Genomic DNA, 14,647 nt, shown 5'->3' on the forward strand with positions numbered 1-14,647 from the left:
GATGAACGCAATGGCAGCCATGCGGCAATACCAGAATGTCAGTACCCAGGCTCAGGCTATCGATGCCAGCCCGCATCGCCTGATCCAGATGCTGATGGAAGGCGGCCTGACCCGGATGGCGCAGGCCCGCGGAGCCCTGGAGCGCGGCGAAGTGGCGCTGAAGGGCGAGCTGATCGGCAAGGCCATCGCCATCGTCGGTGGCCTGCGCGAAGGGCTCGACTTCGAGGCGGGCGGCGAGCTGGCAGCTAACCTCGACCGCCTTTACGCCTATATGTCGATGCGCCTGACGGAAGCCAACTTGAAGAACGACGCGGGCAAGCTCGAGGAAGTTTCCGAGCTGTTGCGCAACATCAAATCCGGTTGGGATGCGATTGCCCCCTGAGAGGCATCCCCAGAGGGACCAAGCAATGAGTGCAGCTGTACAGATCCTTGAAGAAACCGGTAGCGCCCTGCGCGTTGCCCTGGCCAGCCAGAACTGGGAGGCCATCGGTGAACTCGACCAGCGTTGCCGCCAGGCCGTCGACGAGGCGATGCTCGATGTACAGGACGAAGCCACCTTGCGGGCGCGGATGGAAGAGCTGCTGGCGCTGTATCGCGAGCTGATCGATGTCTGCCAGGGCGAGCAGCGCAAGCTGGCCACCGATCTGATCCAGCTGAACCAGTCGAAGCAAGGCGCCAAGGTCTACCAGATGTTCGGATAAGTTTTTCATGGCTTTGTGCCGTTACTTTGGCGCAAGGCTTTTCGGAAAAATTTACATATCCCCAAAAACCCCTGCCAGTACTGCTTTCCATGCGGTCTGTAGGGGTTTTTTATTGCCTCTCCCTGTCGGAAACAGCAAAAAAAACACGCCATAAAATTGACTAATCGTTCACATTTGACTTAACTAGTGGCCAAATGCTGGCTGCTTATTAGAAATAGGCATTAGTCCCAGCCCTCTTTCGGGTCGAGCGAGACCCATTCGATGCAAGGCAGCTGATCAAAATGTGGCGCGAAACCAAACTCTTGCTGATTGACGACAATCTCGATCGCAGTCGCGACCTGGCAGTCATTCTCAACTTCCTCGGCGAAGATCAGCTGACCTGCAACAGTGAGGATTGGCGAGAGGTAGCGGCGGGCCTGAGCAACAGTCGCGAAGCCCTGTGCGTGCTGCTCGGCAGCGTCGAGTCGAAGGGCGGGGCGGTAGAGCTGCTGAAGCAGCTGGCCAGTTGGGACGAGTACCTGCCGATCCTGCTGATCGGCGAGCCGGCCCCGGCCGACTGGCCGGAAGAGCTGCGCCGCCGGGTGCTCGCCAGCCTGGAGATGCCGCCCAGCTACAACAAGCTGCTCGACTCCCTGCATCGCGCCCAGGTCTACCGCGAGATGTACGACCAGGCCCGCGAGCGCGGCCGCTCCCGCGAGCCGAACCTGTTCCGCAGCCTGGTCGGCACCAGCCGGGCGATCCAGCAGGTGCGGCAGATGATGCAGCAGGTCGCCGATACCGATGCCAGCGTGCTGATCCTCGGCGAGTCCGGCACCGGCAAGGAAGTGGTGGCGCGCAACCTGCATTACCATTCCAAGCGCCGCGAGGGGCCCTTCGTCCCGGTGAACTGCGGGGCGATCCCGGCGGAACTGCTGGAAAGCGAACTGTTCGGCCACGAGAAGGGCGCCTTCACCGGTGCCATCACCAGTCGTGCCGGACGCTTCGAGCTGGCCAACGGCGGCACCCTGTTCCTCGACGAGATCGGCGACATGCCGCTGCCGATGCAGGTCAAGCTGCTGCGCGTGCTGCAGGAGCGCACCTTCGAAAGGGTCGGCAGCAACAAGACGCAGAACGTCGACGTGCGGATCATCGCCGCGACCCACAAGAACCTCGAGAAGATGATCGAGGACGGCACTTTCCGCGAAGACCTCTACTACCGCCTCAACGTATTCCCCATCGAGATGGCGCCGCTGCGCGAGCGGGTGGAAGACATCGCCCTGCTGCTCAACGAACTGATCTCGCGGATGGAGCATGAGAAGCGCGGGTCGATCCGCTTCAACTCGGCGGCCATCATGTCGCTCTGCCGCCACGACTGGCCGGGCAACGTCCGCGAACTGGCGAACCTGGTGGAGCGCCTGGCGATCATGCATCCCTACGGGGTGATCGGGGTCGGCGAACTGCCGAAGAAATTCCGCCATGTCGACGACGAGGACGAGCAACTCGCCAGCAGCCTGCGCGAAGAGCTGGAAGAGCGCGCGGCGATCAACGCCGGGCTGCCGGGAATGGACGCGCCGGCGATGCTGCCGGCCGAAGGCCTGGACCTCAAGGACTACCTGGCCAACCTCGAGCAGGGCCTGATCCAGCAGGCCCTCGACGACGCCGGCGGAGTGGTCGCGCGGGCCGCCGAACGCCTGCGCATCCGCCGCACCACGCTGGTGGAGAAGATGCGCAAGTACGGCATGAGCCGGCGTGACGACGACCTGTCGGATGATTGACAGGTCGTTTCGCAACGCTTTGATTTTCAAATGAAAAAAATTTAGGCACGGGTATTGCTATATCTCCGTCGACCGACAGAACCATGACGTCGCGCCGACCGAGAGAAACGCAATGCAACCAGCCCTCAACGCCTTCACCGAGCAGCCAGCCGATACGGCCGAGGCCACCAGCCGCGCCGGCCTCGAGCAGGCCTTCGCGCTGTTCAACCAGATGTCCAGCCAGCTCAGCGAGTCCTACAGCCTGCTGGAGGAGCGCGTTACCGAGCTGAAAGGGCAACTGGCCCTGGTCAGCGCGCAGCGCATGGAGGAGCTGGCGGAAAAGGAGCGCCTGGCCAACCGCTTGCAGAGCCTGCTCGACCTGCTTCCCGGCGGCGTCATCGTCATCGATGCCCATGGCGTGGTCCGCGAGGCCAACCCGGCGGCCCTGGGCCTGCTTGGCGAGCCGTTGGTGGGCATGCTCTGGCGTGAGGTGATCGCCCGCTGCTTCGCTCCGCGCGAGGATGACGGTCACGAGATTTCCCTGCGCGACGGACGTCGCCTGTCCATCGCCACCCGCTCGCTGAATGGCGAACCGGGGCAACTGATCCTGCTCAACGACCTCACCGATACCCGCCGTCTCCAGGAGCAACTGGCGCGCCACGAGCGCCTGTCGGCGCTGGGGCGGATGGTCGCCTCGCTGGCCCACCAGATCCGCACGCCGTTGTCAGCGGCGTTGCTCTATGCCGGGCACCTCAGCGAGCAGGCGCTGCCGACCGACCAGCAGCAACGCTTCGCCGGGCGCCTGAAGGAGCGCCTGCACGAACTGGAGCATCAGGTACGCGACATGCTGGTGTTCGCCCGCGGCGAGCTGCCGCTGACCGACCGGGTGGCGCCGAAGGCGCTGTTCGACAGCCTGCGCGCGGCGGCCGAAGTCCATGTCCAGGGGCTCCAGGTGCGTTGGCAGTGCGAGGCGCGCGGCGGCGAGCTGCTGTGCAATCGCGACACCCTGGTGGGCACCGTGCTCAACCTGGTGGAGAACGCGATCCAGGCTTGCGGGCCCGAACTGCGCCTGAAGGTGCATCTCTATGCCCGCGCCGACAGCCTGCGCCTCAGCGTCAGCGACAACGGACCGGGCATGGACCCGGCGACCCTGGCGCGCCTGGGCGAACCCTTCTTCACCACCAAGACCACCGGTACCGGGCTCGGCCTGGCGGTGGTCAAGGCCGTGGCGCGCGCCCACCAGGGGCAATTGCAGTTGCGCTCTCGGCCGGGGCGCGGCACCTGCGCCACCTTGATCCTGCCGCTGATTCCGGCGGCGCCTCTTTCTGCGATTCAGGAGTAACCCCATGGCAGCCAAAGTCCTGCTGGTCGAAGACGACCGCGCACTACGCGAAGCCCTCAGCGACACCCTGCTGCTGGGCGGTCACGAGTTCGTCGCCGTGGACTCGGCGGAGGCGGCGCTGCCGGTCCTGGCCCGCGAAGCCTTCAGCCTGGTGATCAGCGACGTGAACATGCCGGGCATGGACGGACACCAGTTGCTCGGCCTGATCCGTACACGCTACCCGCACCTGCCGGTGTTGCTGATGACCGCCTACGGCGCGGTCGATCGCGCCGTCGAGGCGATGCGCCAGGGCGCCGCCGACTACCTGGTCAAGCCGTTCGAGGCGCGGGCGCTGCTCGACCTGGTGGCACGCCATGCGCTGGGCCAGTTGCCGGGCAGCGAGGAGGATGGTCCGGTGGCCCTGGAGCCGGCCAGCCGGCAGTTGCTGGAACTGGCCGCGCGGGTCGCGCGCAGCGATTCCACCGTGCTGATCTCCGGCGAGTCCGGGACCGGCAAGGAAGTCCTGGCCAACTATATCCACCAGCAATCGCCGCGTGCCGGCAAGCCGTTCATCGCGATCAACTGTGCGGCGATCCCGGACAACATGCTCGAGGCCACCCTGTTCGGCCACGAGAAAGGTTCCTTCACCGGCGCCATTGCCGCCCAGCCCGGCAAGTTCGAGCTGGCCGACGGCGGCACCATTCTTCTCGACGAGATATCGGAAATGCCCCTCGGCCTGCAGGCCAAGCTGCTGCGCGTATTGCAGGAGCGCGAGGTGGAGCGGGTCGGTGCGCGCAAGCCGATCAACCTGGATATCCGCGTGCTTGCCACGACCAACCGCGACCTCGCGGCGGAAGTCGCGGCGGGGCGTTTCCGCGAGGACCTCTACTATCGCCTGTCGGTCTTCCCACTGGCCTGGCGGCCGCTGCGCGAACGCCCTGCGGACATCCTGCCGCTGGCCGAGCGTCTGCTGCGCAAGCACAGCCGCAAGATGAACCTCGGCGCGGTGGCGCTCGGCCCCGAGGCCGCCCAGTGCCTGGTCCGGCATGCCTGGCCGGGCAACGTACGGGAACTCGACAACGCCATCCAGCGTGCGTTGATCCTGCAACAGGGCGGCCTGATCCAGCCCGCCGACCTGTGCCTCACCGCGCCGATCGGCATGCCGCTCGCGGCCCCGGTGCCCATGCCGGCAATGCCACCGGCCACCCCGCCGAGCGTCGAGATTCCGTCGCCGGCCGCAGGCCAGGACGCTAGCGGCGCGCTGGGCGACGACCTGCGTCGCCGCGAATTCCAGGTGATCATCGATACCCTGCGCACCGAGCGCGGCCGCCGCAAGGAGGCTGCCGAGCGCCTTGGCATCAGCCCACGGACCCTGCGCTACAAGCTCGCCCAGATGCGCGACGCGGGGATGGACGTGGAGGCCTATCTCTACGCCATCTGAGTGCTCGCCATGTTCCCCAGGCCCGCCTCGTGCGGGCCTTTTGCGTCCGCCGCCGGTCGTCGCCCGGGGCTGTTCGAGCGTGCGCGCCTGCCGATAACCGGAGCAGGGACGGACCCTGCAGCGGTCGCGGGCATTGGCGGCGAACGCCGATGCCGGGCCTTGGGGTCGACTTGGCACCCTTGTTGCTAACTCCTCTGCAAAGTGCCGGGCGGCGTCAAAAAAGCCGCGGCTGTTGGAGGAAGAGTCATGAGTCAGGGTGTCGAGTTCAATCGTCTGATGCTGGAAATGCGTTCCATGCAAATGGAAGCCATGGCCAAGGCCAAACCGGTTCAGGCGCCGGCCGAAGTGGGGGCGCCGAGCTTTTCGGAAATGCTCTCCCAGGCCGTGGACAAGGTGAACGAGACCCAGCAGGCCTCCACCGCGATGGCCAACGCCTTCGAGGTCGGCCAGAGCGGCGTCGACCTGACCGACGTGATGATCGCCAGCCAGAAGGCCAGCGTGTCGTTCCAGGCCATGACCCAGGTGCGCAACAAACTGGTCCAGGCCTACCAAGACATCATGCAGATGCCGGTCTGAGCGGCGCGAGGATAACTAGTTCATGGCCGATGCACTGATCGACAGCCAGGTTCCCGCCAAGAGCGGCGGTGCCGGGATGCTGAAGAAATCCTTCCCGGGACTGTCGTTCCTCGACAACCTTTCCGAGATGACCATGCTGCGCCAGATCGGCCTGCTGGTCGGTCTCGCCGCCAGCGTGGCGATCGGCTTCGCCGTCGTGCTCTGGTCCCAGCAGCCGGACTACAAGCCGCTCTATGGCAGCCTCAACGGGGTCGACGCGAACCGTGTGGTGGAAGCGCTGACCGCGGCGGACATTCCCTACAAGGTCGAACCCAACTCCGGCGCGCTGCTGGTCAAGGCCGACGACCTCGGCCGGGCACGCATGAAGGTGGCCTCCGCCGGCGTGGCGCCGACCGACAACAACGTCGGTTTCGAGATCCTCGACAAGGAACAGGCGCTGGGCACCAGCCAGTTCATGGAAGCCACCAACTACCGCCGCGGCCTGGAAGGCGAGCTGGCGCGCACCGTGTCGAGCCTGAACAACGTCAAGGCCGCCCGCGTGCACCTGGCGATCCCGAAGAGTTCGGTGTTCGTCCGCGACGACCGCAAGCCCAGCGCCTCGGTGCTGGTCGAGCTGTATCCGGGTCGCAGCCTGGAGCCGAGCCAGGTGATGGCGATCGTCAACCTGGTCGCCACCAGTGTGCCGGAGCTGGACAAGTCGCAGGTCACCGTGGTCGACCAGAAGGGCAACCTGCTCTCCGACCAGCAGGAACTCTCCGAGCTGACCATGGCCGGCAAGCAGTTCGACTTCACCCGGCGCATGGAAGGCCTGCTCACCCAGCGCGTGCACAATATCCTGCAACCGGTGCTGGGCAACGGTCGCTACAAGGCCGAGGTGTCCGCCGACGTCGACTTCAGCGCGGTCGAGTCGACCTCGGAGATGTACAACCCGGACCAGCCGGCCCTGCGCAGCGAGCAACGCAACAACGAGGAACGGCAGAATTCGTCCGGGCCGCAGGGCGTGCCGGGGGCGCTGTCGAACCAGCCGCCGGGCCCGGCCAGCGCTCCGCAGCAGGCCACCGCCAGCGCGCCGGCCGACTACGTCGCGCCGGGCCAGCCGCTGAAGGACGCCAACGGCCAGACCATCATCGATCCGAAGACCGGCAAGCCGGAGCTGGCGCCGTACCCGACCGACAAGCGCGACCAGACCACCCGCAACTACGAACTGGACCGCTCGATCAGCTACACCAAGCAGCAGCAGGGGCGCTTGCGCCGACTGTCGGTGGCGGTGGTGCTGGACGACCAGATGAAGGTCGACGCGAAGACCGGCGAGGTCAGCCACCAGCCCTGGAGCGCCGACGAACTGGCGCGCTTCACCCGCCTGGTACAGGATTCGGTGGGCTACGACGCCAGCCGCGGCGACAGCGTCAGCGTGATCAACGCGCCGTTCGCCCCGGCCCAGGCCGAAGAGATCGACAGCATTCCGTTCTACTCGCAGCCGTGGTTCTGGGACATCGTCAAGCAGGTGCTCGGCGTGCTGTTCATCCTGGTCCTGGTGTTCGGCGTGCTGCGTCCGGTGTTGAGCAACATCACCGGCGGCGGCAAGGGCAAGTCGCTGGCCGGCGGCGGCGGTCGCGACGGCGACCTGGCGCTGGGCGAGAGTGGCCTGGAAGGCTCGCTGGCCGACGACCGGGTGAGCATCGGCGGGCCGTCGAGCATCCTCCTGCCGAGCCCCACGGAGGGGTATGATGCGCAATTGAACGCGATCAAGAACCTGGTCGCACAGGACCCGGGCCGCGTCGCCCAGGTCGTGAAAGAGTGGATCAACGCCGATGAGTAAGTGCCATGAGTGAGAATCGTCTCGCCGCCAAACTGACCAAGGTCGACAAGGCCGCCATCCTGCTCCTGTCGCTCGGCGAGACCGACGCGGCGCAGGTGCTGCGGCACATGGGGCCGAAAGAGGTGCAGCGGGTCGGCGTGGCCATGGCGTCGATGCGCAACGTGCACCGCGAACAGGTCGAGCAGGTGATGGGCGAGTTCGTCGAAGTGGTCGGCGACCAGACCAGCCTCGGCGTCGGTGCCGACGGCTACATCCGCAAGATGCTCACCCAGGCCCTCGGCGAGGACAAGGCCAACAACCTGATCGACCGCATCCTCCTCGGCGGCAGCACCAGCGGCCTGGACAGCCTGAAGTGGATGGAGCCGCGTGCCGTGGCCGACGTGATCCGTTACGAACACCCGCAGATCCAGGCCATCGTGGTCGCCTACCTCGATCCCGACCAGGCCGCCGAGGTGCTCAGCCATTTCGACCACAAGGTGCGCCTGGATATCGTCCTGCGCGTCTCCTCGCTGAACACCGTGCAGCCCTCGGCGCTGAAGGAACTCAACCTGATCCTGGAGAAGCAGTTCGCCGGCAACTCCAACGCCACCCGCACCACCATGGGCGGGGTCAAGCGCGCGGCGGACATCATGAACTACCTCGACAGCTCCATCGAAGGCCAGCTGATGGATTCGATCCGCGAGGTCGACGAAGACCTGTCCGGACAGATCGAGGACCTGATGTTCGTCTTCGACAACCTCGCCGACGTCGACGACCGCGGCATCCAGGCGCTGCTCCGGGAAGTCTCCTCGGACGTACTGGTGCTGGCGCTCAAAGGCTCCGACGAGGCGATCCGCGAGAAGGTCTTCAAGAACATGTCCAAGCGTGCCGCCGAGCTGCTGCGCGACGACCTGGAGGCCAAGGGGCCGGTACGGGTCAGCGAAGTGGAAGGTGCGCAGAAGGAAATCCTCACCATTGCCCGGCGCATGGCCGAGTCCGGCGATATCGTGCTGGGCGGCAAGGGTGGCGAGGAGATGATCTGAGGTGGTCCCCCACGACAAGGACAAAGACAATCCCAGCGAACTGATCCGCGGCAAGGACGTGGCGGCCTTCGGCCTCTGGTCGTTGCCGAGCTTCGACGAGCCGCGCGACGAGCCGGCCGTTGCCGCGCCGCAGGTGCCCGCGGTCGCCGAACCCGCGCCGGCGCCGCCGGCGGTGGAAGAGGTCGAGCTGGAGACCGTCAAGCCGCCGACGCTGGAGGAAATCGAGGCGATCCGCCAGGACGCCTACAACGAAGGCTTCGCCACCGGCGAGCGCGACGGTTTCCACGCCGGCCAGTTGAAGGCGCGGCAGGAAGCCGAGGAGGCGCTGAAGGAGCGCCTGCAAAGTCTCGAGCGCCTGATGACGCAGCTCCTGGAACCCATCGCCGAGCAGGACGCCCTGATCGAGCAGGGCATGGTCAACCTGGTCAACCACGTTGCCCGCCAGGTGATCCAGCGCGAACTGCACATGGACTCCAGCCATGTCCGCCAGGTCCTGCGCGAGGCTCTGAAGCTGCTGCCGATGGGCGCGGCGAACATCCGTATCCATGTCAACCCGCAGGACTTCGAGCGGGTCAAGGCGCTGCGCGAGCGCCACGAAGAGAGCTGGCGGATTCTCGAGGACGATTCGTTGCTGCCCGGCGGCTGCCGCATCGAGACCGAACACAGTCGCATCGACGCGACCATCGAGACGCGCCTGGCGCAGGCAGTGAAGCAACTGTTCGAGCAACAGCGCGAACAGGCGACCCATCCGCTGGCCAGCGACATCCGGATCGACCTCGACGCCCCCGGAGACGTCGATGCGCCTTGAGCGAACCAGTTTCGCCAGGCGCCTGGAGGGCTACACCGAGGCTGTCTCGCTGCCGGCGCAGCCGGTGGTCGAGGGCCGCCTGCTGCGCATGGTCGGCCTGACCCTCGAAGCCGAAGGCCTGCAGGCCGCGGTCGGCAGCCGCTGCAACGTGATCAACGAAAGCGGCTACCACCCGGTGCAGGTGGAGGCCGAAGTGATGGGCTTTTCCGGTAGCAAGGTGTACCTGATGCCGGTCGGCAGCCTCGCCGGCATCGCGCCTGGCGCGCGGGTCGTGCCGCTGCCGGACACCGGGCGCCTGCCGATGGGCATGTCGATGCTTGGCCGGGTGCTCGACGGCGCCGGCCGCGCCCTCGACGGCAAGGGCGGGATGCGCGCCGAAGACTGGGTGCCGATGGACGGCCCGACGATCAACCCGCTCAAGCGCCACCCGATCAGCGAACCTCTCGACGTCGGCATCCGCTCGATCAATGGCCTGCTCACGGTCGGCCGCGGCCAGCGCCTCGGCCTGTTCGCCGGTACCGGGGTGGGCAAGTCGGTGCTGCTGGGGATGATGACCCGCTTCACCAGGGCCGACATCATCGTCGTCGGTCTGATCGGCGAGCGGGGCCGCGAGGTGAAGGAGTTCATCGACGAGATCCTCGGCGAGGAAGGCCTCAAGCGCTCCGTGGTGGTCGCCTCGCCGGCCGACGACGCGCCGCTGATGCGCCTGCGTGCCGCGCAATACTGCACGCGGATCGCCGAGTACTTCCGCGACAAGGGCAAGAACGTGTTGCTGCTGATGGACTCGCTGACCCGCTACGCCCAGGCCCAGCGCGAGATCGCCCTGGCCATCGGCGAGCCGCCGGCGACCAAGGGGTATCCGCCATCGGTGTTCGCCAAGCTGCCGAAGCTGGTGGAACGCGCCGGCAATGCCGAAGCCGGTGGCGGCTCGATCACCGCGTTCTACACCGTGCTCTCCGAGGGCGACGACCAGCAGGACCCGATCGCCGACGCCGCTCGCGGCGTGCTCGACGGGCACTTCGTATTGTCCCGGCGGCTGGCCGAGGAAGGCCACTATCCGGCCATCGATATCGAAGCTTCGATCAGCCGGGTGATGCCGCAGGTGGTCGAGGCCGAGCACCTGCGCGACGCCCAGCGCTTCAAGCAGCTCTGGTCGCGCTACCAGCAGAGTCGCGACCTGATCAGCGTCGGTGCCTACGTGGCCGGCGGCGATCCCGAGACCGACCTGGCCATCGCGCGCTTCCCGGTCATGCGCCAGTTCCTGCGCCAGGGCCTCGACGAAAGCGAAAGCCTGGCGGAAAGCCGTGCGCGGCTGGCGAGCCTGCTCGCCGGCGGGCAGGCCTGAGGCGCCCTGAGGCATGGAGAAGCGTGCGGCGCGGCTGGCGCCGGTGGTGGACATGGCCAGCAAGGCCGAGCGGGATGCCGCGACCCAGCTGGGCAGGTGCCAGCAGCAATTGCTCGCGGCACAGCAGAAGCTGGCGGAGCTGGAACGCTACCGCAACGACTACCAGCAGCAATGGATCAGCCAGGGCCAGAAGGGCGTCAGCGGCCAGTGGCTGATGAACTACCAGCGCTTCCTCTCGCAACTGGAGACCGCCGTCGCCCAGCAGGCCAACAGCGTGACCTGGCACCGCGAGGCGGTGGACAAGGCGCGGCTCAACTGGCAGGAGAGATACGCCCGCCTGGAAGGGCTGCGCAAGCTGGTCGAGCGCTACCTGGAAGAGGCGCGCCAGGCCGAGGACAAGCGCGAGCAGAAACAGCTCGACGAACTCGCCCAGCGTACCCGCCGCCAGGACGACTGACGACTCAGAAGAACGGACGCGACGCCTTCAGCATGAACGTGGTGTCGCAGTAGCTGTTGTGTCCCGAGTAGGCGCTGCAATCGCTGCCGGTCAGGCTGGTGCCGCTGTAGGACAGGTTCAGGTCGATGCCCAGCCAGGGCCGCGAGAGGTTCACCGACCAGTCGTTGAAGACGCTCACGTAGCCCCCGCCGCTGAGGCTCGCCGGGTTGTCCAGGCGATGGTTGCCGTACTTCAGGGTGACGTCGAAACCGAACGGCGGGTTGACCCCGAGGTCGGCGAACAGGGTGGTGTCGTTGCGCCCCGGGTCGCTGCTCAGGGCCGCGCCGAGCCGGCTGCCCAAGATCGACAGGCCGCCGTAGAGTTCGGCTGCGTCGTTGGCCGGCTGCTCCGGGCGGCTGTAGCGGATCAGGCCCATTTCGTAGCCCAGGCGGTTGTTCAGCGGGCGCTTGAAGCCGGCGTAGGAGTCGATCTCGGTGGGCTTGCCGGGGTCGAGGTTGGAGGTCCAGTTGCCGATGTACCAGCCACTTTCGTGGCTTAGGTCGAGGCCGCCGTGGAAACTGCCGGAGCTGCCCGGGGTGACCAGGCCCTGGGCCATGCTGCGGGTCGGACTGGTGGCCAGCTTGAGTTCGAAATCGCCCAGGTCGCGGGCCATCACCTGGGCCAGGGCCGAGGAGCTGGCGAGCAGGGCACAGGTGAGCACGAGCAGGTGCTTGAGCATGGTTCTCCCCTGGTAATGCGGACAACGGCGCTGCGCCGGTCTTCCCGCACGACGCCAACGGCAAGGCCGCGGCATGGGGCCGGGCGAGGTCGGGCAGGTCGGAAGGGCAGGAAGAGCGGCGAGCTAGAGCGCCACGGACCATCTTAACCAAGGTTCGGGCGGCTGACCGACCGCTCGTCAGGGCCGGCCGATCAATTGTTACCGCAGGCTTTCCGCGAGGCTGGCCAGGCGAATCACTTCGACCCGGTTGCGACCGCTGCTCTTGGCCCGGTAGAGAGCCTGGTCGGCGGCGCTGTAGAGCTGCTCGTAGCTGGCCTGGCCGCCTCCGTCGAGGCTGGCCACGCCGAAGCTGGCGGTCAGGCAGAGCACGCCGTCCTGCGTCGCCAGCGGGGTACCTTCGAGGCGTTCGCGGAGTTTTTCCGCAAGGCTGCGAGCCTGCTGCTCGGCGGTGTCGGGCAGGAGCAGGAGGAATTCTTCCCCGCCCAGGCGCGCCACGCTGTCGCTGCTACGGGTATTGCCGCGCAGTAGGTTGGCGGCATGGCGAATGACCTCGTCGCCGAAGGGGTGCCCATAGCGGTCGTTGATGTACTTGAAGTGATCCAGGTCGACCATCAGCAGGCTCAGCGGCTGCGGTTGGCGAGCGATGCGCGCGAGTTCCATGAGCACCAGCTGGTCGAATTCGCGACGATTGAACAGGCCGGTCAGCGGGTCGTGACCGGCCAGGTACTCCAACTGGCGATTTTTCTCCTCCAGCTCCTGCCGCTGCAACTCCAGCTTGCGTTGCTGGCGCAGGTTGCGCACGTGCCCGTGCCAGAGGATCAGCGACAGCAGCAGGCCGAGGCCGAACGCGGTGAGGCCGTTGGCCTGGTTCGACAGGCGCAGTTGCGGGTCGGCCTGGGCGTAGCCCATCGCCAGTTGGAAGACCAGCATGGCCAGGCCGTAGAAAGGCACCGCGTAGGCCGGGCGGATCAGGATGAACATGGCGCAGGCGAAACAGGCCAGCAGCAGCGGCGTGATGTTGCTGGTGATGCGCTGGTCGATGCAGGCGATGGCGACGCCGAAGCCTATGATCCCTGCGCCGCCCAGCAGGATCAGCAGGCGCATGCGCCACAGCTTGGGTGGCTGGCGGCGCAGCCATAGCGCGAGCAGGCCGATGCCGCCGAAGAGCAGGGCCATGGCGCCATGGGCGTACATGATTTCCTGGCGCCAGAGCTGATGGCCGAGGTCCGGGCGGAAGTCCTTCAGGGAAAACACCAGAATGTGGATCAGGTTGAAGGGGACGGTCAGCAGCGCGAGGTGGGTCAGACGCGAGAGATTCTCCAGGGCGATGGGAAGGGCCAGGGACGAATTCACCTCGATGGCGTGCTGGATCGATTCGAGCGTCGTTCTGGCCACGTTCTGCGGGTCCGCGTGGGCGCTGTGCCATCACAGCATAGCAGCGTCGCGACGGCCGCCCTATCCGGCTTTCCGGGCCGGTCGTCCGGTTTGCACGGGCGTACCTGGCGCCGCTTTCATTCCGGCAGCCGCCTGGCCAGCAGCAGTGCGACCAGGCCCAGCAGGCTCCAGTACGCCGCCAGCGGCCAGGGACGGTCGAACGGTAGCAGGGTGGACGCGCCCAGTCCGAGGCCGATCAGCAGGTAGTAGGCGAGCCCGAACAGGGCTCCGGCGCGTCCCCGGCAATCGTCGTAGGCGTACAGCGCCGGACCCAGCAGGTTGGGAATCGCCACGCCGAAGCCGACGAAGATCGGCAGGGCCGGCAGGGCCCAGTACGGGCCTTCGGCGTATCCGCCGGCGGCCAACAGCGTCTGCGCTGTCGCGCCGGCGGCCGCCAGCGCCAGGCCCAGGCGTACCCGGCGAGCGCTGTTCCAGGTGTGCGGCAGGCGTCGGTTGAGCAAGGCGCCGAGGCTCCCGGCAAGGGCGATGGCCAGGCCGATCCAGCCGAAGCCCAGGCCGGGCAGGTCGCCGACCATGAACGGCCCGGCGGCGTAGAAGGAGAACACCAGTACATTGAGCACCGCCACCAGCAGTGCGCGCGTCTGTAGCGGTCGGTCGGCCAGGACCCGTCGGAAGATCGCCAGGGTCGCGGGCTCGGGCGTGCCCGCCAGCAGCGGACGGGTTTCCGGCCAGGCCGGGACGACCAGCGCCGCCAGCGAGGCGAGCAGCACCGCCAGGGTGGCGAACACCGCCGGGTGCCCGCCGAGGTCAGCCAGCCACTGGCCGCCGAGGGGGCCGACTGCCGGCGACCAGGCCAGCACCGCGCCGAGCGTGACGAAATAGCTCATCAACGCCGTGCCTTGCAGCACATCGCGCAGGCTGGCCTGCACCGTCACCGAGCAGGTCGCCAGGCCGAGGCCCTGGACCAGGCGACAGGCAAGCAGGTAGGAATAGTCGGTACTGGCCCAGGCACCGAAGGTCGCCAGGGCCGCCAGGCCGAGCCCGCCGAGCAGAGCCGGGCGCCGGCCGAGGCGGTCGGCCAGCCAGCCCCAGAGCCAGATGCCGGGGGCGAAACCGACGAAGAACAGCGCCATGGTCCACTGGCTGGTAGCGTCGTCCAGTCGCCAGTGGCTGGCCAGGGCCGGCAGCGCGGGGGAAAGGATGGTTTCGGCGACTTGCGGCAGGGCTAGCAGGGCGAGCACCAGCAGCAGGGGAGGGCGAGGACGGTCAGGCATGATGGCTCCGGAAAAAAGAGCCAAGCCTAGGCCGCCT

14 protein-coding genes are annotated in these 14,647 nt (G+C 67.0%); 11 read left to right on the forward strand and 3 right to left on the reverse strand.

The annotated features are described in order from the left end of the window. The first annotated feature begins 1 nt into the window (after nucleotide 1). The 11 genes from fliS to fliJ all read left to right on the forward strand — a co-directional run bounded on the left by fliS (nucleotide 2) and on the right by fliJ (nucleotide 11,223). Nucleotides 2-382, forward strand: coding sequence for a flagellar export chaperone FliS (fliS, locus tag AC4OR5_RS20735; RefSeq protein ID WP_003158217.1), 381 nt, complete (start codon nucleotides 2-4; stop codon nucleotides 380-382). Nucleotides 383-407: 25 nt separating this feature from the next. Next, nucleotides 408-701 (forward strand): flagellar protein FliT, encoded by a 294-nt coding sequence (locus AC4OR5_RS20740; RefSeq protein ID WP_003086445.1) that lies wholly within the window; start codon nucleotides 408-410, stop codon nucleotides 699-701. Nucleotides 702-982: 281 nt separating this feature from the next. After that, the gene (fleQ, locus tag AC4OR5_RS20745) at nucleotides 983-2,455 is read left to right on the forward strand and encodes a transcriptional regulator FleQ (protein WP_003086448.1); all 1,473 of its coding nucleotides are present in this window, start codon (nucleotides 983-985) and stop codon (nucleotides 2,453-2,455) included. A gap of 112 nt (nucleotides 2,456-2,567) precedes the next feature. After that, nucleotides 2,568-3,776 carry a sensor histidine kinase FleS gene (fleS, locus tag AC4OR5_RS20750; RefSeq protein WP_003086450.1) on the forward strand — a complete coding sequence of 403 codons (1,209 nt, stop codon included), beginning with the start codon at nucleotides 2,568-2,570 and terminating at the stop codon, nucleotides 3,774-3,776. A gap of 4 nt (nucleotides 3,777-3,780) precedes the next feature. After that, nucleotides 3,781-5,196: a sigma-54-dependent response regulator transcription factor FleR gene (fleR, locus tag AC4OR5_RS20755; protein WP_022580172.1), complete on the forward strand. Its 1,416-nt coding sequence runs from the start codon at nucleotides 3,781-3,783 to the stop codon at nucleotides 5,194-5,196. Nucleotides 5,197-5,442: 246 nt separating this feature from the next. Next, nucleotides 5,443-5,772: a flagellar hook-basal body complex protein FliE gene (fliE, locus tag AC4OR5_RS20760; protein WP_003086454.1), complete on the forward strand. Its 330-nt coding sequence runs from the start codon at nucleotides 5,443-5,445 to the stop codon at nucleotides 5,770-5,772. Between the two features lie 22 nt (nucleotides 5,773-5,794). Then, the gene (fliF, locus tag AC4OR5_RS20765) at nucleotides 5,795-7,591 is read left to right on the forward strand and encodes a flagellar basal-body MS-ring/collar protein FliF (protein WP_003109118.1); all 1,797 of its coding nucleotides are present in this window, start codon (nucleotides 5,795-5,797) and stop codon (nucleotides 7,589-7,591) included. Between the two features lie 5 nt (nucleotides 7,592-7,596). After that, the gene (fliG, locus tag AC4OR5_RS20770; RefSeq protein WP_003082212.1) at nucleotides 7,597-8,613 is read left to right on the forward strand and encodes a flagellar motor switch protein FliG; all 1,017 of its coding nucleotides are present in this window, start codon (nucleotides 7,597-7,599) and stop codon (nucleotides 8,611-8,613) included. A gap of 1 nt (nucleotide 8,614) precedes the next feature. Next, entirely contained in the window at nucleotides 8,615-9,421 is an 807-nt protein-coding gene (gene fliH / locus AC4OR5_RS20775) for a flagellar assembly protein FliH (protein WP_003082217.1), read from the forward strand. Continuing rightward, on the forward strand, nucleotides 9,411-10,766 hold the full coding sequence (gene fliI, locus AC4OR5_RS20780; protein ID WP_003086458.1) for a flagellar protein export ATPase FliI: 1,356 nt from the start codon (nucleotides 9,411-9,413) through the stop codon (nucleotides 10,764-10,766). Before fliH ends, fliI begins: the two co-directional genes overlap by 11 nt. A 13-nt stretch (nucleotides 10,767-10,779) precedes the next feature. Beyond that, nucleotides 10,780-11,223, forward strand: coding sequence for a flagellar export protein FliJ (gene fliJ, locus AC4OR5_RS20785; protein ID WP_003082220.1), 444 nt, complete (start codon nucleotides 10,780-10,782; stop codon nucleotides 11,221-11,223). Between the two features lie 4 nt (nucleotides 11,224-11,227). Here fliJ and AC4OR5_RS20790 read toward each other — a convergent pair whose 3' ends face one another. From AC4OR5_RS20790 to AC4OR5_RS20800, 3 genes are all read right to left on the reverse strand, one after another. Continuing rightward, a complete protein-coding gene (locus AC4OR5_RS20790) occupies nucleotides 11,228-11,941 on the reverse strand; it encodes a TorF family putative porin (RefSeq protein ID WP_058159967.1) in 714 nt (237 codons plus the stop codon). Between the two features lie 198 nt (nucleotides 11,942-12,139). After that, entirely contained in the window at nucleotides 12,140-13,336 is a 1,197-nt protein-coding gene (roeA, locus tag AC4OR5_RS20795; protein WP_003086463.1) for a diguanylate cyclase RoeA, read from the reverse strand. A gap of 116 nt (nucleotides 13,337-13,452) precedes the next feature. After that, nucleotides 13,453-14,610: a multidrug effflux MFS transporter gene (locus AC4OR5_RS20800; RefSeq protein WP_024947640.1), complete on the reverse strand. Its 1,158-nt coding sequence runs from the start codon at nucleotides 14,608-14,610 to the stop codon at nucleotides 13,453-13,455. Between the last annotated feature and the right edge of the window lie 37 nt (nucleotides 14,611-14,647).

It is taken from the genome of Pseudomonas sp. YA1 (assembly GCF_058680555.1).

Bases quoted from the DNA above. Each gene is read 5' to 3' on its own strand.
- AC4OR5_RS20790 (WP_058159967.1), bottom strand. From the start codon at position 11,941: ATGCTCAAGCACCTGCTCGTGCTCACCTGTGCCCTGCTCGCCAGCTCC.
- fliF (WP_003109118.1), top strand. From the start codon at position 5,795: ATGGCCGATGCACTGATCGACAGCCAGGTTCCCGCCAAGAGCGGCGGT.
- fleR (WP_022580172.1), top strand. From the start codon at position 3,781: ATGGCAGCCAAAGTCCTGCTGGTCGAAGACGACCGCGCACTACGCGAA.
- AC4OR5_RS20800 (WP_024947640.1), bottom strand. From the start codon at position 14,610: ATGCCTGACCGTCCTCGCCCTCCCCTGCTGCTGGTGCTCGCCCTGCTA.
- fleQ (WP_003086448.1), top strand. From the start codon at position 983: ATGTGGCGCGAAACCAAACTCTTGCTGATTGACGACAATCTCGATCGC.
- fliG (WP_003082212.1), top strand. From the start codon at position 7,597: ATGAGTGAGAATCGTCTCGCCGCCAAACTGACCAAGGTCGACAAGGCC.
- fleS (WP_003086450.1), top strand. From the start codon at position 2,568: ATGCAACCAGCCCTCAACGCCTTCACCGAGCAGCCAGCCGATACGGCC.
- fliS (WP_003158217.1), top strand. From the start codon at position 2: ATGAACGCAATGGCAGCCATGCGGCAATACCAGAATGTCAGTACCCAG.
- fliE (WP_003086454.1), top strand. From the start codon at position 5,443: ATGAGTCAGGGTGTCGAGTTCAATCGTCTGATGCTGGAAATGCGTTCC.
- fliI (WP_003086458.1), top strand. From the start codon at position 9,411: ATGCGCCTTGAGCGAACCAGTTTCGCCAGGCGCCTGGAGGGCTACACC.
- AC4OR5_RS20740 (WP_003086445.1), top strand. From the start codon at position 408: ATGAGTGCAGCTGTACAGATCCTTGAAGAAACCGGTAGCGCCCTGCGC.
- fliJ (WP_003082220.1), top strand. From the start codon at position 10,780: ATGGAGAAGCGTGCGGCGCGGCTGGCGCCGGTGGTGGACATGGCCAGC.